Consider the following 18,008-nt stretch of genomic DNA (forward strand, 5'->3'; position numbering starts at 1 on the left):
TCGGGAAGGATTTTAGGAGGATTTTAGAATGAGTAAAATTAATACTCCTCAAATAGAGGAGGCTATTCGCTTACTATTAGAAGCAGTTGGAGAAGATCCAAATAGAGAAGGATTATTGGATACTCCAAAACGGGTAGCGAAAATGTATGAAGAGGTTTTTTCTGGTCTTACCATCGATCCAAAAGAGTATTTTGAAACGATTTTTCATGAAGACCATGAAGAATTGGTATTAGTAAAGGATATTCCTTTTTACTCCATGTGCGAGCATCACTTAGTCCCTTTTTACGGGAAGGCGCATGTTGCTTATATCCCGAAAGGCGGAAGAGTGGCTGGGTTAAGTAAGCTTGCTCGAGCAATAGAAGCTGTTTCAAAACGTCCTCAGCTTCAGGAACGAATAACGTCCACTGTGGCAGATACTATGATGGAAACACTTGAGCCCCATGGAGTAATGGTCGTGGTAGAGGCAGAGCATATGTGTATGACCATGCGTGGAGTGAAAAAGCCTGGTGCTAAAACAGTTACATCAGCTGTACGAGGTGTTTTTCAGACTGACAGTGATAAACGCGCAGAAGTATTTGCGTTGATTAAATAAGATAAAGCTAGTATTTATTAAAAATCCTGTGAGAGCAGGATTTTTTTATTGGAATTTATTTAAATTAACTTACATTTTTTATAAGAAAAGGGGAACTTTTTGGTTGATAAACTGGTCTTAAAGTATAAAGGGAGGTGGTTAATATTACGAAAATGAATGAGAAGGAAATATATGAATACTTTTTTGAAAAGGTATATAAAGCAACTTTTTACATCCTGAAAAATGAGGAACTAGCGAAAGATGCAACACATGATACCTTTATAAAAGTATTTAAAAATTTAGGGAAAATAAATGATCATTCAAAGTTAAGTGCTTGGATAACTACTATTGCTACAAGAACTGCTATTGATATATATAATAAAAACAATAGACAATCAACACATATGTTTGAAGAAGAAAACTATATTTCAACTACGAATGAATTTAATGATGAGAGAGATGAAATAGAATATTATTTAGCTGATTTACGACCAAAATACAAACAAATATTAATATTAAAATATTTGGATGGTTTATCAGAAAAAGAAATTGCTAATCTACTTTCCCTTAAATTAGGAACAGTTAAATCAAGGATATACCGAGCGAAACAGAAAATATATCGACAGTATCACTCTGGAGGTGAAAGTAAGCTTGAAGAATAATCAAGAAAATGAAAGATTAAAGGAGCAGATAAAGAAGGAATATAACTCCATTAATATACCTAAAGGATTAAAAGAAGAATTATGGACACAGATTTCTGTAACAAGAAAGAAAAGACGAATTTTTTCGAAACTTTTTCCGGTTATAGCTGTAGCTGCGTTTATCATTATATTAATTCCGCTTGGCTTAAGTTTAATATCTTCAGATTCAGCACAAAATCCAAGTGACGGTATTTCAATGAAAGAAGCAGCAGATATAAAAACAATTGAAGCTGTTATAACAAATAACTTTACAGGACCTGATGAGAATTGGTTAAAAATAATGAATGATACGAGTTCGGAAGAAGAGGGAGAAATAAAGGGCTTAAGCGAATATGAAGAGGATTTATTTAAAGAGTATTTTGCAAGTGATAGAGCGTATGTTGAATACGTTTCAAGATATGGGTCCGTAATATGGAATGAACCTGCGAAAAATCATTACACTTTAAGAGTATTGGATATTAATTATGAAAAGACCAGTTCTGATGAGATTATATACAATTTTACGGCAAAAATAGAATATAAGAAAAAAGGCAGTAGTACAGCAAATGTTGGAACAATTACTGGGCAAGCTAATTTAAATGAAGAACATAAAATAGAAGTGATGATGATTGAATATTTTGATCTTATTAATGAATTAGAGTTGAAATAAATAAAAAAGCAAAGCACCTTAGAAGGAGCTTTGCCTTTTTATTATGCCATATTCTCACTAGTATCTATTTCATTCGACTGATACTGTTTTGTATCTAATTCACCAAGTGTTTTACTTGTTACAACACCTGACACCATTGATCCACTTACGTTTAGAGCAGTGCGCCCCATATCAATTAATGGTTCAACAGAAATTAATACCCCAGCCAATGCTACTGGTAAGTTTAAAGTAGAGAGAACGATCAATGTTGCGAATGTTGCTCCTCCACCCACTCCAGCAACTCCAAATGAACTGATCATAACGACAATAATTAATGTCGCAATGAAAGATGGGGATAAAGGATTAATTCCTTGTGTTGGTGCAATCATGACTGCAAGCATTGCAGGATAGATACCAGCACAACCATTTTGGCCAATTGAAACCCCGAAGGATGCAGAGAAGTTAGCAATGGATTCAGGTACACCTAATTTATTCTTCTGTGCTTCAATATTTAATGGCATTGTTCCTGCACTTGTACGTGATGTGAATGCAAAAGTAAGAACAGGCCAAACTTTTTTTAAATATTGTTTTGGGCTGAGTCCCATAATCGCAAGAATAATTAAATGAATAATAAACATTGCAATTAAGGCAACATAGGACGCAATAACAAATTTTCCTAGCTTCACAATTGCATCAAGGTTACTTCCTGCAACTGTTTTTGCCATAAGCGCAAGTATACCATATGGAGTTAATCGCAGTACTAATGTTACAATTCGCATCACTATTGTATGTAATGATTCAACAATTTTTTGGAAGAAAGCTGCTTGCTCTGGATTTTTTCTTCTAATCCCTAGGAATGCAACTCCAACGAATGCCGCAAAAATTACTACCGCAATAGTAGAAGTTGGTCTAGCACCAGTTAAATCTTGAAATGGATTAGCTGGTAAAAAGCTAAGAATTTTCTGTGGTACAGTTGTGCTTTGGACTTCCCCTAAAGATTCTTCTAGTTGCTGTCCGCGAAGTACTTCAGCATCTCCAGCATTTACATCAATTGCTTTTAAGTCAAAACCTGCAGCAGAGGCGATTCCGATTCCTGCAGCTATAGCTGTTGTTAGTAATAATGTTCCGATTACGAGACCACTAATTTTCCCAAGGTTAGCTGATTTTTCTAACTTTGTGAAGGCAGCCACAATAGAAATAAAGACTAGTGGCATAACAATCATTTGTAGTAGTTTTACATATCCGTTTCCAACTAAACCGAACCAATCATTCGTAACCGTGATTACTTCTGAAGTCGGCTCAAAAAATAATTGTAAAATTGCTCCAAATAATACACCCAGTCCTAAAGCGGTAAACACGCGTTTAGAGAAGGATATATGTTTCTTTTGCATATAGAATAGAACACTAAGCAAAATAAGTAATATAATAATGTTTAAAATAGCAAAAAGGTTCAATGCTATGTCCTCCTTTTATTGTAATTCCTATAGGTTAAATAGGGATTGCGTAAATTCTTTAAAAGACTAACACTATTTTCCTCATTTGTAAATATGATTTTTGAAAAAATAAAAATGTTTTTTATGAAGCAAAATGATACTGTTCTGTTAAAATAATAGAAAATAGTTTTTCGGGGGGATAGGATGTTTGCACTAGATTATCAATCTCCAATTGGAGTAATAGAGATAATTGGAACAGAAAAGGCGATCTATTCTATCTTATTTTCAGAGAAAGAGTCACCAGAGAACCAGATAGATGATCAGACACCTCAGGTTTTAATTACATGCTATAAGGAGCTAGATGCTTACTTCAGTGGGAAAAGTCATAATTTTTCTTTTCCAATTGAAATGGGTGGAACTCCATTTCAAAGACAGGTATGGAATGCTTTAACTCATATTCCCTATGCGGCAACGGGATCATATAAGGATATTGCAAGCAGCATCGGTAACAAAAAAGCAGTTCGTGCAGTGGGAAGTGCGAATGGAAGAAATAAACTATGCATTGTCATTCCATGTCATCGAATTATAGGAGCGAATGGAACGCTGACTGGTTATGCCGGTGGTTTATGGCGGAAGGAATGGCTGCTTAGACATGAGCAGAAATGGAAAACTAACACCATATAATAAATCAAGACATAATCCATAAACGGGGGACTTTTCCTTTAGCTAATGTTTATTTTGTAGGTTAATGAAAAGTATCCGATTCTTATTGAATCGGATACTTTTCTGCTTCTCATTTAGAACTAATAAAGCTCTATTGAAGTACCAGCTCCACCTACGCTGTGTACAGTGATAACCACTAATGTTATCCAACCTAATTTACATTATAAATGAAAACGATTTCAAAATCAAATATTGTGAAGTAATGAACTTTTTTTCAGAATATTATTTCTTTTTAGCGAGATGTTTTTTTGTTCGCTAAAATATAGATGTTAATGGAAGAGAATAATTTTCTGCTTTCTGTAAAACTTATAAAAAAAGGAGTGATTTGGATGAACGAACAAAAGGGAGCGAATATGTCTGATTTTGGCCAAATAAATGATAATATGATGGAAGCTGATTCAAATAAGACAAGTGTATCGATTAAGACAAATGTAGATCCTAAAAATGTGCTTGAAGATAATCCTTATTTTGATAAAACAAAAACGTATAGTAAGGAAGAGTTGGAAAAGTTCAAGAAATTTTTTAGGGGATAAATAGAAAAAATTCACCTGTAAATTCATACTGGTAGTGACATACTCCTTGGCAGCTGATGAAAAAACTTGTTAATACATAATATAACAGCTGTAAAGGAGTATTTTTATTCTTAGTCTATCAGAATTATGGAGAGCTTCTTTACTTGCATTTTTATATAGAAAATGATTAAATGTATATACTTGTTTTTTATACTGTATGGTATAAAAAACTTTTATAAAGTGTGATTTAGTTTTTTCCTTATATCTTTGGTCCATAAAAATAATCGTTTATATATATTGTTTGTAAAATAAAAGGGAGGAACGAGCAAATGGGGATTGTAGTTGTAGAAATTTGTGATGGAAGTTTGATCACTTCAATAAATTTAGAAGAAATACTAGAATCTAAATATCCAGAAGTAGCTGTGATTGAAAGCAGCTGTCTTTCCTTTTGTGGAATGTGTGCAAAACGTCCTTATGCAATTGTAAACGGAAAAAGAATTTTTGCAAAAACTACTGAGGAATGTCTTGAATTAATAATGAAACAAATTGAAGCAGAATTAGCTGTATTTGCTTAATAGAAGAAATACTAGAAAAGGGAAGTCTTAAGAATTAATTTCTTGATGACTTCCCTTTTCCTATTAGTTTAAGTTTTTTCTAAGAAAAAGCCTTACAATACTACGAACGAGGAATCATGCTGGGAAACAAACTTTACGACAAACTTACAGTGATTGTCTCCTTCTGTTCGGCAGTATGTTCTCGTAACATCCTTTGCATGGAGAACTTTTTTGAGCATTTCTGTCTCACATCTACAGGCTATTTTAAACTCCTTCGCTACCTCGAGGATAGGACAATTATATTCCGTTATTTCAAAAGTATGGTCGTCCACTTTTGTTAAATCGGCCATATATCCTTTTTCATTTTGGATAGTAATCATTTCTTGCATTTTTTCAGCAGGATCTTTGTCATCCATACGTGAAATATACTCTTTTGTTAGACGTTCTTCCCGTTTATTGAATAATTGCTGAACTGAATCTTTTCCATAAAGTTCTTTAATGTCGTGTAATAAATCGATGCTGATTCCTTCATAACTTTTTGGGAAAAAATGTTCTGCTTTTTCCGCCAATGTAAAGCTTTGAATAGGTCGGCCCATTGGCTGTTTGATAAATTCGGATTGGATTAAATTATCTTTTTCTAATATTGTTAAGTGCTTTCGCACAGCCATATGTGTTATTTTTAGACGATCGGTAAAATCGTTTACCGTTAAGGAGCCCTCTTTCTTAAGAAGATGCAGAATTTTATCTTTTGTCGTTTTTTGTGTTGGGACCATTTTAAACCTCCATTCTATTTCATTGGAGAAAAAAATCTAAATAATTTTAAGGTATAGAAATTAATTATACCAGAAAGTATAAAATGTTGAAAGTAGTTACTTGTACAAGAGTCAGTGCATAAGATTAGCTTAGTTAATAAAAAAAACATCCACCAATTTAGAATAAAGTAATTGCTTTTTTATTATGGATGGTTTATTGTTTAAATATACTTTTTAAACCAAAAAGTATAAAAAACAAAAAATGGAGGAAATACCAATGACTACATATTCATTACCAGCTTTATCATACGAATTTAATGCTTTAGAACCACATATTGACCAGAAAACGATGGAAATTCATTATGGAAAACATCATCAGACATACGTTAATAATTTAAATGCTGCTCTTGAAGGTCAGGATGCATTACAAGCAAAATCCTTAGAAGAGTTATTAAGCAATCTGAATGAGGTACCAGAACAAATCAGAACTGCTGTAAGAAACAATGGTGGCGGGCACTTAAACCACTCCTTATTCTGGGAAGTAATTGCACCAGCTTCAGGTGTGAATACACCTTCTGGTGAATTAGCAGAAGCAATTAATAAAGCTTTTGGAAGCTTCGATGAATTTAAGCAGCAATTTACTGCTGCTGCTACTACTCGATTTGGGTCTGGCTGGGCTTGGCTGGTTGTGGACGAAGTAGGCAGCTTAAAAGTAACAAGCACACCAAACCAAGATAATCCAATTATGAATGGCGAACGCGCTATTTTAGGATTGGATGTATGGGAGCATGCTTACTATTTAAATTACCAAAACAGAAGACCTGAATACATTTCCAATTTCTTCTCTATTATTAATTGGAGTGTAGTTGCGGATAAATTTGCGAATAATAATTAATATGATAGACAAAGATTAAGTGGTTCATGCTTATCTTTAAGCTTGGAGGATACTATGAAGCTTGTAGGGATTTCTGGATCATTAGTTGGTTCCAAAACAGCTAAAGCAGTAAATGAAGTATTAGTTGCTGCCAAGGCACTTGACCCAACGATTCAAGTAGAATTAGTTGATTTAAGAGAGTATGAGATCGAATTTGTTAATGGAGCGCCATTAAGTTATTATAATGATGATACCATTAAAGTGGTCAATACTATTTTGAGTGCAGATGCTCTTGTGATTGGAACGCCAGTATATCAAGCCTCTATTTCAGGGGTATTAAAAAATCTCTTTGATCATCTACCAGTCGATGCATTTAAAACGAAAGTAGCGGGAATGGTTATCACAGGTGGTACGGATAAACATTTTCTTGTAATGGAACATCAATTAAAGCCGATTCTTACCTATTTTAAAGCATTGATTACCGTGCAAAATGTGTTTGTGCATAATGACTATTTTGATGAGGAGAATGAAATTATCGACAAAGAGGTCAAAGAGCGAATGATTAAACTGGCTGAGGAAATTATTTATTTACAACGTTAGTTATCCATTTAGAAATGTCCTAAAAAGGCAGATTCTGCGAAGTAGCAGGTCTGTCTTTTTTACTTATTAAAGAGCACACTGTTTCTCAAAAATCCAATTTGCAAGAAAAAATCACTTCTTCAAATTTTTAAATATACTTGTTAATAATTATGTAATGAAAAGTGTAAGGTTAATGCAAATATTAACTTTGTTAAGGTGGTTAACTATGTGATGAATTAGATTAATAAATATGTTAATTTAATGTCTGAAAAATATATCTAAGTTTATATAAAAGTTATTGACAACGCTTACAGATAATTGTATAAATAACTTATAAGATATATTTTTAAAGGGTGTTTTATAAAAATGTTGTTCTCTATTTTGGGGGAATTCCACACAACGAGAGGCTATCTGTAATAACAACAAACTTTGTAAAAATCGCCTTTTGCTATTAAGTTGTATCATAGTGTCATATAAAAAGGGAGATGAGGAGGAATGCAAAAACAAATAAACTGTTGATACGTTGGTGAAAATGAAAGTAATTCTAAATTAAATGCTACATAAAGAGAACAAAGTAAGTCTACGCTTAAAGTGATAGAAATGCAGATTAGTATTATCCTTTTTGTTTTATAAAAGAAATTAAAAATAGGGGAGAATATAAAATGAAAAAAGTAAAAATATTACTTTCAAGTTTTGTGATTTTCAGTATGTTGCTTTTAGGTGCATGTTCAAGTAGCAGTAACGGTAATGCGGATGGGAAGAAAGAAATCACGTTTATGTTTAGAGGAGGGCCAGATGAGAAAACGGCTTATACAGCAGCGATTAAAAAGTTTGAAGATTCGCATGAGGGCGTGAAGGTAAAAATCATTAATACAGATGCAGATCAATATGCTACTAAATTATCTGCTGCTGTTTCCGGTGGGAATGTACCCGATGTTTTTTATCTTGATTCTGGAAGTATCGCAAATTATGTTGATAATGGCATCATTAAAGATATTACAGAAGAAGTTGAGAATGCAGATTTTGATTTAGATAGTATTTGGAAATTTGGTGTAGACATCTATCGCTATGATGGGAAAACTCCTGGTAAGGGTGCCCTTTATGGATTACCAAAAGATATCGGTCCATTTGCGCTAGGTTATAATAAAGACATGTTTGAAGAAGCCGGAATTCCGTTGCCAGATAAAGACAAAGCCTATACTTGGGAGGAATTCTTAAAAATTAGTCAAGAATTAACAAAAGATACAAATGGTGATGGCGAAGTTGATCAATGGGCAAGCGGTTTTAATGCCACGTGGACTCTGCAATCATTTGCTTATAGTAATGGTGCATCCTTTTTAAATGATGCTGGAGATACTGTAACAGTTGACACACCAGAGTTTGCAAGTTCTTTGCAGTTCCTTGCCGATTTAACTAATAAATATAATACAACACCAAATGCTTCACAAGCTGAAACATTGGACACATACCAAAGATGGATGAATGGCGAATTAGCATTTTTCCCAGTTGGTCCATGGGATATGAGTACATATGCCAAACTAGATTTTGAATACGATCTCATGCCGTGGCCATCTGGTACAACAGGTAAATCTGTTGCATATGTTGGTTCCCTGGGATTAGTAGTTTCAGAGACTACAAAATATCCCGATTTAGCGACTGAATTGGCCATTTACTTGTCTGCTGATGAAAATGCCCAACAAACATTATTAGATGCTAAAGTGCAAATTCCGAATTTAATTGATATGGCTGAAGAATGGGCTAGCGATACAGAAACGGTTCCAAATAATAAGAAAGAATTTTTAGATATTGTTCGAGATTATGGTGTTCCATACCCAACTTTCGCTACCTATAACTCCCAATGGTTAGATGAATTCTGGTCGAATATTACTCCCGTAATGCAAGGGAAACAGACTGCAGCCGATTTTGTAAAAGAAATACAGCCTAAAATGCAAAAGCTTTTAGATGAGGCCAATGAACAAGCAAAAATGTCTAAATAAACTAAAATACTAGGATGTCTTTTTACTAAGAGGAGAACTCACCAATTTTAAGTAAAACTTGTTGTGAGGTTCTCTTCTTTTAAGACACCCTTTAATTGCTAAAGAGGTGAGCATATGTCCAGTGTTATAGCTACAAACAGTGAAAAGAATAAAAATCCGAAAATAAAACCTAAAAGTAAGACTAGTAACTTGTATAAGCAAGAGCATAGAGTTGCACTGATGTTTGTGGCAGCTCCAATTATTGGATTTCTATTATTTTCTGTTTATCCATTTGCTTATTCTGTGTATGCATCATTTACGGATTGGAATGGATTGAATAGAATGAACTTTGTCGGCTTAGATAACTTTATTAAACTATTTCAAGATGAATATTTCTATCAAACTCTCTATAATACAGTTTTTTATATGATAGGAATTCCTATTGGATTAGGATTGGCATTGCTGCTCGCAATGGCTTTGAGCAGGGGGCTGAAAGGGACTACTGTTTTTAGAACAATCTACTACATCCCTGTTATCTCTTCTCTTGCAGCAATCTCTATAATGTGGGCATGGGCTTATAATGGAGATTTTGGATTGATTAATCAATTTTTGGATTTATTTGGAATTAAGGGTCCAAACTGGTTAGAAAATACTGCAACTGTTAAACCAGCAATTATCCTTATGGCAGTATGGAAAGGGTTAGGTTATTCGATGCTGCTTTATTTAGCGGCAATTCAAAGTGTTTCGAAAACCTATTATGAAGCAGCTGATCTAGATGGTGCAAATTCTTTCCAAAAATTTAAAAGTATCACATGGCCAATGGTTAAACCGGTAACGTTTTTCTTAGTTATTACAAATATAATTGGCGGATTCCAAATATTTACTGAAATTAACATTATGACCCCGACTGGCGGACCATCTTATAGTGCCGCGTCTATTGTTTGGTATGTATGGCAAAAAGCATTCAAATATTATCAAATGGGATATGGTTCAGCGATGTCACTAATTTTATTTATCTTTATCTTTATCGTAACTGTTATTCAATTCTATTTTAATAGAAAATCAGATTATAGTTTGGATTAAGGGGGTGTATAGCATGAAAAAGCAAAGGAAAATAACAGATATATTTATTTATTTCATTCTCACCATTGGTTCTCTGTTTATGATTGGACCATTATTATGGATGATTACTACTTCATTAAAAGACAAGACTGGTGTATTTGCCTTACCGCCACAATGGATACCAGATCCCTTCCAGTTTGATGCATACATTAAATTATTTCAGCTTGATACTTTGGGATACGGACTTAAAAATACTATAATTGTCTCTTTAACCGTAACTATTATTGGTACCATAACATCTAGTATGGCTGCTTTTGCTTTTGCGAAACTAAGAATGCCTTTTAAAAATACATTATTTTTAATTTTATTAGCTTCTATTATGATTCCTTATCCAATCATTATGATTCCCCAATTCGTAATGTTTTCTAAAATGGGTTGGGTAGATACACTATTACCATTAATTGTGCCAGGTTTATTTGGAAATATTACGATGATTTTCTTCCTTCGTCAATATCTAACCAATGTGCCTTATTCGTTAATTGAAGCAGCAAAGGTGGATGGAGCGGGTTACCTTCAAATTTTCTTTAAATTGATTTTTCCTGTTATTCGTCCGGCGGTAGCGGCACAATTTATTCTTTGGTTCATGGGTGTGTGGAATGACTACTTAGCACCATTAATCTATCTAAATAGTCCAGAGAAACAAACATTACAAGTAGTAATTGCAAACTTAAAAGCAACTTATGCTATTCAAACGGATTATCCATTGATTATGGCAGGTTCTGTTGTCTCTTTACTTCCAGTATTAATCGTATTCTTGATATTTCAAAAACAGATTATTGAATCAGTTGCCTTATCAGGTGTGAAAGGGTAAACAGGAGGACCAAGCTATGAAAATGAAAGAAGAAACAAAACAGGGCTTAGAATTAATAGAATCATACGGATGGGGAACCTTGGGAACCCATGACCCTACGATTATCAAAGAAGATGATTTCTACTATATGTTTTCAACCGATACACATATCGATAATGCGCCAACTGAGGGGGCGCAAATTAGAAAATCAAAGGATTTAATCCACTGGGATTATGTTGGAACTGCGTTAAAGGCTGTTCCTAAAGAGGCTAAAGAGTGGTCCAAGGCATTAGGCTTATGGGCCCCGGAAGTTATTAACTATAAAGGTCGCTATTATATGTATTATTCCGCTTCCACTTTTGGGAGTACGGTTTCTTGTATTGGATTAGCTACTGCTGACCATTTAGAAGGACCGTGGTGTGATCAAGGGATTGTACTTAAAACAAATCCAGAAATTGCAACCCATAATGCGATAGATGCAAATGTAGTAATAGATAAATATGGTGAGTACTGGCTTTGTTATGGATCCTTCTTTGGAGGCATTTACCTTGTCAGACTTAATATGGAAACAGGGATGCCGGTTGCTGATGATGGTTATGGAACATTGCTTGCAATAAGACCAAAAGAAGTAGAAGGTGCGATAGAAGGCGCTTTTATTATCTACAATTCGACATTTGATTATTATTATTTGTTTACTTCTTATGATAGTTTGCATGATAGTTACAATATTCGTGTAGCGAGGTCGAAAGAAATTACTGGTCCTTACGTGGATGTGAACGGTAAAAATATGATAGATACAGAGGATGAACCACATACTATTGGTGTTAAGTTAGTGGGAAGCTATCAGTTTGAACATGATATTGCTTGGATTGGACCAGGTCACAATTCCATTTTTAGCGAAAAGAATAAACAATTTATGGTTCACCATGTTCGTTTAGAGGAATTTTCTCCCTATCATTATGGATTTATACGGGAATTATTTTGGCTAATGAGCGGCTGGCCGGTTGTATCGCCAGAATACTACTATCATACTGAAACACGCAATTATTCTGTTCTGGATCTATTGGGTGATTGGGAATATATTTCTTTTGATGAAGACAGAAGAGTTAAGCATAGTAAAAGGTTTTCTTTAAAAGAGGATAGTCTAACTAAGATTGATTCATTAGGTGATAATCAGTTTACCTTTGTGGATAGAAATTTTGAGTTTGTTATTTTTCCTGTTAAGGATTGGAAAAACAATATAGAGACAATAGCCTTCTCTGGTTTAACAAAATCAGGAGATACTATATTTGGAAAGAGGGTGTAATCTATGGTGTGGTCAAACAAAGTGATGATCGTTCTTGATAGGCTGTTAAGTGTCATCATTCTTAATCTGCTTTGGATTATGGGGAGTATAATTGGGCTTGGAATTTTCGGGATTTTTCCAGCTACCTATGCCCTTAATGTCCTAATTAGAAAAGAGGAGTTTTTCAATGATTTTCCGTCATTTAGAAAGCTTGCGAAGGAATACTTTTCTGCATATAAGCAGAACTTTCTAAAAATGAATGGTGTTGGAATCATTTATTTCCTTGTATTATATGTGCTTTGGATCGATTTACAGCTGGTACGAGGAATGACAGTTGGGGCTGCTATTTTCTATTATCCAGTTCTATGTTTCATTATTTATGTTTTGGCTACTATTCTTTATACATTTCCAATAGCCATATATACGCATGGTACGTTTAAGGAGAAAGCAAAATTAGTATTGAGTTTACCATTATTACTGCCTTTACATACAGTATTTAGTTTACTCTTCTTGTTAGTACTTTTAGCAGTAGCTTATAAGTATAGTATTGTAATACCACTATTTTTAATTAGTACCTATTTTTTATGTGTGGATAAGTTCATATCAGGAGAATTAGTCAAAAAAAGAATTATAAGAGGTTTTGAATAGATACATAGAACGCTAAAGGAATTGTTATTAGATGGAAATCAGACCAATGGCAGATTGAAAGTGATTACATCTGCAGTTCTTAAATTTTTAATCAGATAAGTCTTAAGATAATCACGTCTATGGTTATGGGATAATTTGATGGGAGATAATCTTTTTAGTTTGAAATGTAATGGATAAAAAGGAGAGAGTAAGATGACGAATGTTAAGACAGTTCATTATAACAACCCAATTGTTTTACAAAGAGCAGATCCTTGGGTATATAAACACACAGATGGCTACTATTATTTCACTGGTTCTGTCCCTGGCTATCAGAAAATAGAAGTCCGCAGAGCTAGAACATTAAATGGGCTGAAAAATGGTGAAAGTGCATTTGTTTGGCATGCTCATTCAACAGGCCCATTAAGCTCTTTAATTTGGGCTCCGGAAATTCATTTTATCCGTGGAAAATGGTACATCTATTTTGCCGCAGCAGAGTATGATTACCCTAAAAATGGGATTTTTCAGCATCGTATGTTTGTACTTGAATGCGCTGATGAAAACCCTCTAACTGGAAAATGGATTGAAAAGGGTCAAGTAAAAACGGCTCAGGAAAGTTTTAGTTTAGATGCAACTGTGTTTGAATTGCACGACAAGCTTTATTATGTGTGGGCACAAAAGGAACCGGCTATTCCAGGAAATTCTAATCTATATCTATCTGAAATGGAAAATCCTTGGACCTTAAAAGGGAAGCAGTTATTATTATCTATTCCTGAATACTCTTGGGAGAAAATCGGATTTTTAGTGAATGAAGGTCCTGCGGTGTTGATTAGAAATGGAAAAGTCATCATAACCTATTCAGCTAGTGCAACCGATGAAAATTATTGCATGGGAATGCTTTGGGCCGATATAAATTCCGATTTATTAGATGGATATTCTTGGACTAAATTAGATAAGCCAGTTTTTAGCAGCGCCCCAGAGAATCAACAATATGGACCAGGACATAATAGCTTTACTATTAGTGAAGATGGAAGGGAAGATGTTCTTATCTATCATGCAAGACCATATACAGAAATAGAGGGAGATCCTTTGAATAATCCAGATCGCCACGCGAGGGCACAAGTATTTACTTGGGATGAGAATGGGCTTCCAGTGTTTGGTAAACCGATTAAGGATTAGGAGATATACTAAGAGTCTAAAAAAAGAAAAAGGCTGGGATATAAGTATTAATTAAATTTAATCCCGAACAATTATACGTACACACTAAAAAACATTCGTATAATTGTTTGGGTTTTTTATTTATTTTAAGAAAGAAGCTTTGTGGTAATCTCACGCAGTCTGAATACACCTCGCTTCCCATGGGGCTACGTCTGAGTCTCCGCGTCACTAAACTGCACCCCAATTATTGGACACCACAAGAGCTGGGGTTTTTGTATGGATAAAAGATAACGGTGGAGCATAGAAGGTTGCTTCCCAGCGCAACGTGTGTCTGTAGTGTAATGTAATGGAACAAATTGGTTTCATTATTAATATAGAGATTGTCCGTCTTTAACCATTAATTATCCTAATCTTTTCAAGTATAAGACCAGATATGCATCCTTCAGTTAGAAGGTAAGACTGTCTGTTGCGGCATGGAACTTGTCTTTTACTTGACTTGTTTTTTTAAAAGTTTCTATTTACTTGTCAGTATCTAGTAAATTATGAACGAAACTTGACATCTAGACATAATTCTTTCAATGTATAAAGTAATAAATAATAATAGGTGAATAAAATGGGAATTAAAACGTTATTAATTGCTCCTTATCCTGCTTTGGAGCATGTGATGGAAGAATGCATAAAAGTAGAACCTGAACTTAATATGAAAATTGAATTGGCCAATCTTCAAGAAGCAATTCCAATTGCAAAGGAGGCTGAAAAACAGGGCATTGAGGTTATTATAAGTCGTGGGGGGACTGCTCAATTAATAGAGCAAGAAGTGACTATTCCAGTTGTTGACATACATGTTTCTGGTTATGATATGCTCCGTGTCTTGACCCTGGCAAATGATTATCCAGGCAAGAAAGCGATTGTGGGTTTTTCTAACATTACAATGGGCGCGAAGGCGATAACGGACTTGTTAGAAATACCTATTGAAGTATTTACAATCGAGGATGCTATTGAAGTTGATCCTTTAGTCAATCAATTGAAAATGGATGGATATCAATTAATTATTGGAGATGTTATTACTCGTGATGCGGCCGCTAAATATAATCTAGAAGGAATACTAATACAATCAGGCAGAGAGGCAATATTTGAAGCCATTAAAGAAGTGAAGAGCATCTACCGAATGCTGAGAAAGCAGCGTTTTCAAATGACTATTATGCAAACCATTATAGAGAGACAGTTTTCGGATGTCATTGTAATGAATCGTGATGGAAATATTGTCTATGAAAATTGGAAACGATTTAGTGATTCCCCGCTTTCGGTCAAAAAAATGATAAATATCATTCAACAAAAAAGTGATAGTAAAGAAGAATTAGATATCATTGAAACGAATCAGCATAAACGAGTAAAACAGATGATGGTTCCTATAAAGATAGAAGGGGAACTTCATTATTTATTTGCCTTTTCTTCTATGAAAGATTTAGTACTGGATAACTCCTTACATATTATAGATGTACCAACTCCGCCCGTTATCCTTTCTAAAAGTGATAGTATGAAGAGGTGCATAGAAAAGATTCAAAGTAATCTTAGCAGGAATGGCTGGATACTTATTGGGAAATCTGGCACAGGAAAAAAGTTAATCACCAAATGGATTCATTTCCAAAAAAATAGAGGAAATGGTCTTTTAGCAGTTATGTCTGCCAAAGCATTTATAAATATGAACCAACAGTTGGATCCTGATATAAAAACGATTTATTTGAATGAAATAGAGATGTTAAGCCTGGAAGAGTTAAGGATATTTGTTGGAAAAGTAAAGAGTAATTACAATAATGTCATCACAATTATAATAGCGATGGAGACGTCAGGCATAAATGGGTATACTGCTCTTCCGTATCTCGAATTTATCCGAGTTGATTTACCAATTTTGGTTGAACGTAAAGAGGATATCAGACCATTAGTGACCCACTTTTTAACTGCATTTCATTCTGAATTTGGCACCTCAGCAATCAAGATAAAGGAAGATGCATGGCAAGTATTGGAATCTTATTCTTGGCCAGGAAATGTTGAAGAATTATATATACTTATTCATGATGCTGTTAAGGAAGAAAAAGGGTTTGTAATAGGGAAAGGGTTGATACAACAGCTTCTTGGAGAGAGGTTGAATAAAATGGAAACTATGGATAATAAATATTTACAAGGTACATTAGAGGAAATAGAAAAAAGAATTATTGACGCCGTCATGGAAGAAGAACATTATAATCAAACAAAAGTTGCTGAAAGACTCGGGATTAATCGAACAACTTTGTGGAGAAAACTGAAACAATAACAGTTTCAGTTCAGCTTGTCGACAAAAAGATATTGGAGAAGTAAAAATGCATTTTCATGCGTTGCTTGGAGTGGAGGGGGTGAGACTCCTGTGGGATTAGCGAGACAGTCTGAGACCCTGCAGGCTGTAAGCCGAAGCGGCTCAGCGCGAGCCCCACGGAAAGCGAACCCCCGGAGCGGAAAGTAACGTCTAAATTCAAAGAGATTAATAAATATACTTTACTCAAACTTCTATTTCCAAAATACAGGAGTTTGTCTACAGTCTGAACTGAAACAATAACAGTTTCAGTTTTTTATTTTTTTTGTTTCATTTTGCAACGTTTTATACTAATTCTATTGTGGTAATAGTTGAAAGCAGTTACAATTTTATTTGTAAACGATTACTTGTTGTTTAAAATTGAAACATATAAAAAGGAGTGTTAAAATTATGAAGATTAAAGAGACGTTAGAACGGATTCCTGGAGGGATGATGGTAGTTCCGTTGCTAATTGCAGCACTATTAAATACATTTGCTCCAAACCTTCTCAGAATCGGGAATTTTACAGAGGCTTTATTTGTTAATGGATCATCTACTTTAATTGCATTATTTCTATTGTGTACGGGAGCGCAAATAAATGTAAAGTCATTTGGGGTATCTGTTGGGAAAGGGGCTACATTATTAATCACAAAATGGGTTGTTGGTGCAGCCTTTGGATTACTAGCGTATCTATTTGCTGGAGATAATGGTCTTTGGTTTGGTTTAGCTCCTATTGCAGTAATTGCCGCTATGACAAACAGTAATGGAGGATTATTTGTTGCTTTAGTTGGGCAATACGGAAGTAAGGAAGACAGAGCTGCGTATTCCTTATTAGCTCTTAATGATGGACCATTTTTGACAATGGTTGCTCTATCCATTTTTGGTGCAATGGGATTTGTGGACGGTTTATTTTCTATTACTTCTTTTATCTCTGTGCTTCTTCCAATCATAGTTGGGATGGTATTAGGTAATTTAGATGATAAAATGAGAGATTTCTTAGATAGTGGAAGTTCTATGTTAATTCCATTCTTTGCTTTTTCTCTCGGTATGGGCATCAATTTTTCTGCCATTCTTGAAGGTGGCTTGGCTGGTATTATTCTAGGCTTATTAACCGTTTTTGTAACTGGAACTGCTGGTTACTATGTGTTCAAGCTTTTAAAATGGAATCCGATTGTTGGAGCTGCTGAGGGCTCCACAGCTGGTAATGCGGTTGCTACACCTGCTGTAATTGCCGCTGCAAATGCTAGTTTTGCGTCAGTGGTCGATATTGCAACAGTACAGGTGGCCGCATCGGTGGTAACCACGGCAATACTGCTTCCAATCTATGTAGGTTTCTTAGTGAAAAGATTAGAAAAAAAAGGATATAAGTTTGAGGAACAAGGTATCAAAATGTAAGGTAA

General features: G+C 34.5%; 18 protein-coding genes. 16 read left to right on the forward strand and 2 right to left on the reverse strand.

Features of this window, described 5'->3' with window-relative positions:
* The first annotated feature begins 28 nt into the window (after positions 1-28).
* The 3 genes from folE (at position 29) to MHH96_RS13340 (ending at position 1,921) form a co-directional block, all read left to right on the forward strand.
* A complete protein-coding gene (gene folE / locus MHH96_RS13330) occupies positions 29-592 on the forward strand; it encodes a GTP cyclohydrolase I FolE (RefSeq protein ID WP_047941547.1) in 564 nt (187 codons plus the stop codon).
* A 152-nt stretch (positions 593-744) separates the two neighbouring features.
* The gene (locus MHH96_RS13335) at positions 745-1,233 is read left to right on the forward strand and encodes an RNA polymerase sigma factor (protein ID WP_235844515.1); all 489 of its coding nucleotides are present in this window, start codon (positions 745-747) and stop codon (positions 1,231-1,233) included.
* A complete protein-coding gene (locus MHH96_RS13340) occupies positions 1,223-1,921 on the forward strand; it encodes a hypothetical protein (protein WP_061799645.1) in 699 nt (232 codons plus the stop codon). The genes MHH96_RS13335 and MHH96_RS13340 overlap by 11 nt, the downstream gene beginning before the upstream one ends.
* A gap of 41 nt (positions 1,922-1,962) precedes the next feature.
* Here MHH96_RS13340 and MHH96_RS13345 read toward each other — a convergent pair whose 3' ends face one another.
* Positions 1,963-3,354, reverse strand: a complete 1,392-nt coding sequence (locus tag MHH96_RS13345) for an L-cystine transporter (RefSeq protein ID WP_047941551.1) — start codon at positions 3,352-3,354, stop codon at positions 1,963-1,965.
* Positions 3,355-3,537: 183 nt separating this feature from the next.
* Here MHH96_RS13345 and MHH96_RS13350 point away from each other — a divergent pair, with 183 nt between their 5' ends.
* The 3 genes from MHH96_RS13350 (at position 3,538) to MHH96_RS13360 (ending at position 5,143) form a co-directional block, all read left to right on the forward strand.
* Entirely contained in the window at positions 3,538-4,017 is a 480-nt protein-coding gene (locus MHH96_RS13350) for a methylated-DNA--[protein]-cysteine S-methyltransferase (protein ID WP_061799641.1), read from the forward strand.
* 368 nt (positions 4,018-4,385) lie between these two features.
* Entirely contained in the window at positions 4,386-4,589 is a 204-nt protein-coding gene (locus MHH96_RS13355; RefSeq protein WP_061799638.1) for a hypothetical protein, read from the forward strand.
* A 308-nt stretch (positions 4,590-4,897) separates the two neighbouring features.
* A complete protein-coding gene (locus MHH96_RS13360) occupies positions 4,898-5,143 on the forward strand; it encodes a DUF1450 domain-containing protein (protein WP_047941554.1) in 246 nt (81 codons plus the stop codon).
* A gap of 92 nt (positions 5,144-5,235) precedes the next feature.
* Here MHH96_RS13360 and MHH96_RS13365 read toward each other — a convergent pair whose 3' ends face one another.
* Positions 5,236-5,895 (reverse strand): helix-turn-helix transcriptional regulator, encoded by a 660-nt coding sequence (locus MHH96_RS13365; RefSeq protein ID WP_047941555.1) that lies wholly within the window; start codon positions 5,893-5,895, stop codon positions 5,236-5,238.
* A 256-nt stretch (positions 5,896-6,151) separates the two neighbouring features.
* Here MHH96_RS13365 and MHH96_RS13370 point away from each other — a divergent pair, with 256 nt between their 5' ends.
* From MHH96_RS13370 to MHH96_RS13415, 10 genes are all read left to right on the forward strand, one after another.
* Complete coding sequence (locus MHH96_RS13370) at positions 6,152-6,769, forward strand: superoxide dismutase (protein WP_047941556.1); 618 nt, start codon at positions 6,152-6,154, stop codon at positions 6,767-6,769.
* Between the two features lie 54 nt (positions 6,770-6,823).
* Positions 6,824-7,348, forward strand: coding sequence for an NADPH-dependent FMN reductase (locus tag MHH96_RS13375; protein WP_047941557.1), 525 nt, complete (start codon positions 6,824-6,826; stop codon positions 7,346-7,348).
* A 641-nt stretch (positions 7,349-7,989) separates the two neighbouring features.
* Entirely contained in the window at positions 7,990-9,324 is a 1,335-nt protein-coding gene (locus MHH96_RS13380) for an ABC transporter substrate-binding protein (RefSeq protein WP_095257741.1), read from the forward strand.
* 219 nt (positions 9,325-9,543) lie between these two features.
* A complete protein-coding gene (locus MHH96_RS13385) occupies positions 9,544-10,386 on the forward strand; it encodes a carbohydrate ABC transporter permease (RefSeq protein ID WP_047941630.1) in 843 nt (280 codons plus the stop codon).
* Positions 10,387-10,399: 13 nt separating this feature from the next.
* Positions 10,400-11,236 carry a carbohydrate ABC transporter permease gene (locus MHH96_RS13390; RefSeq protein ID WP_047941559.1) on the forward strand — a complete coding sequence of 279 codons (837 nt, stop codon included), beginning with the start codon at positions 10,400-10,402 and terminating at the stop codon, positions 11,234-11,236.
* 16 nt (positions 11,237-11,252) lie between these two features.
* Positions 11,253-12,521 (forward strand): arabinan endo-1,5-alpha-L-arabinosidase, encoded by a 1,269-nt coding sequence (locus MHH96_RS13395; RefSeq protein WP_201781386.1) that lies wholly within the window; start codon positions 11,253-11,255, stop codon positions 12,519-12,521.
* A gap of 3 nt (positions 12,522-12,524) precedes the next feature.
* Positions 12,525-13,148, forward strand: a complete 624-nt coding sequence (locus MHH96_RS13400) for a YesL family protein (RefSeq protein WP_047941560.1) — start codon at positions 12,525-12,527, stop codon at positions 13,146-13,148.
* Positions 13,149-13,340: 192 nt separating this feature from the next.
* A complete protein-coding gene (locus MHH96_RS13405; protein ID WP_047941561.1) occupies positions 13,341-14,303 on the forward strand; it encodes a glycoside hydrolase family 43 protein in 963 nt (320 codons plus the stop codon).
* A 592-nt stretch (positions 14,304-14,895) separates the two neighbouring features.
* Positions 14,896-16,593: a sigma-54-dependent Fis family transcriptional regulator gene (locus MHH96_RS13410; protein ID WP_061799626.1), complete on the forward strand. Its 1,698-nt coding sequence runs from the start codon at positions 14,896-14,898 to the stop codon at positions 16,591-16,593.
* A 426-nt stretch (positions 16,594-17,019) separates the two neighbouring features.
* A complete protein-coding gene (locus MHH96_RS13415; protein WP_047941563.1) occupies positions 17,020-18,003 on the forward strand; it encodes a 2-keto-3-deoxygluconate permease in 984 nt (327 codons plus the stop codon).
* Positions 18,004-18,008 lie beyond the last annotated feature (5 nt).

Source organism: Niallia sp. FSL K6-0212, from assembly GCF_038007605.1.
GTDB lineage: Bacteria > Bacillota > Bacilli > Bacillales > Cytobacillaceae > Niallia > Niallia circulans.

Excerpts from the sequence above, each read along its gene's own strand:
- MHH96_RS13405 (WP_047941561.1), top strand. The coding sequence starts at position 13,341 with ATGACGAATGTTAAGACAGTTCATTATAACAACCCAATTGTTTTACAA.
- MHH96_RS13365 (WP_047941555.1), bottom strand. The coding sequence starts at position 5,895 with ATGGTCCCAACACAAAAAACGACAAAAGATAAAATTCTGCATCTTCTT.
- MHH96_RS13400 (WP_047941560.1), top strand. The coding sequence starts at position 12,525 with ATGGTGTGGTCAAACAAAGTGATGATCGTTCTTGATAGGCTGTTAAGT.
- MHH96_RS13385 (WP_047941630.1), top strand. The coding sequence starts at position 9,544 with ATGTTTGTGGCAGCTCCAATTATTGGATTTCTATTATTTTCTGTTTAT.
- MHH96_RS13375 (WP_047941557.1), top strand. The coding sequence starts at position 6,824 with ATGAAGCTTGTAGGGATTTCTGGATCATTAGTTGGTTCCAAAACAGCT.
- MHH96_RS13370 (WP_047941556.1), top strand. The coding sequence starts at position 6,152 with ATGACTACATATTCATTACCAGCTTTATCATACGAATTTAATGCTTTA.
- MHH96_RS13415 (WP_047941563.1), top strand. The coding sequence starts at position 17,020 with ATGAAGATTAAAGAGACGTTAGAACGGATTCCTGGAGGGATGATGGTA.
- MHH96_RS13390 (WP_047941559.1), top strand. The coding sequence starts at position 10,400 with ATGAAAAAGCAAAGGAAAATAACAGATATATTTATTTATTTCATTCTC.
- MHH96_RS13350 (WP_061799641.1), top strand. The coding sequence starts at position 3,538 with ATGTTTGCACTAGATTATCAATCTCCAATTGGAGTAATAGAGATAATT.
- MHH96_RS13395 (WP_201781386.1), top strand. The coding sequence starts at position 11,253 with ATGAAAATGAAAGAAGAAACAAAACAGGGCTTAGAATTAATAGAATCA.
- MHH96_RS13355 (WP_061799638.1), top strand. The coding sequence starts at position 4,386 with ATGAACGAACAAAAGGGAGCGAATATGTCTGATTTTGGCCAAATAAAT.
- MHH96_RS13360 (WP_047941554.1), top strand. The coding sequence starts at position 4,898 with ATGGGGATTGTAGTTGTAGAAATTTGTGATGGAAGTTTGATCACTTCA.
- folE (WP_047941547.1), top strand. The coding sequence starts at position 29 with ATGAGTAAAATTAATACTCCTCAAATAGAGGAGGCTATTCGCTTACTA.
- MHH96_RS13380 (WP_095257741.1), top strand. The coding sequence starts at position 7,990 with ATGAAAAAAGTAAAAATATTACTTTCAAGTTTTGTGATTTTCAGTATG.
- MHH96_RS13410 (WP_061799626.1), top strand. The coding sequence starts at position 14,896 with ATGGGAATTAAAACGTTATTAATTGCTCCTTATCCTGCTTTGGAGCAT.
- MHH96_RS13335 (WP_235844515.1), top strand. The coding sequence starts at position 745 with ATGAATGAGAAGGAAATATATGAATACTTTTTTGAAAAGGTATATAAA.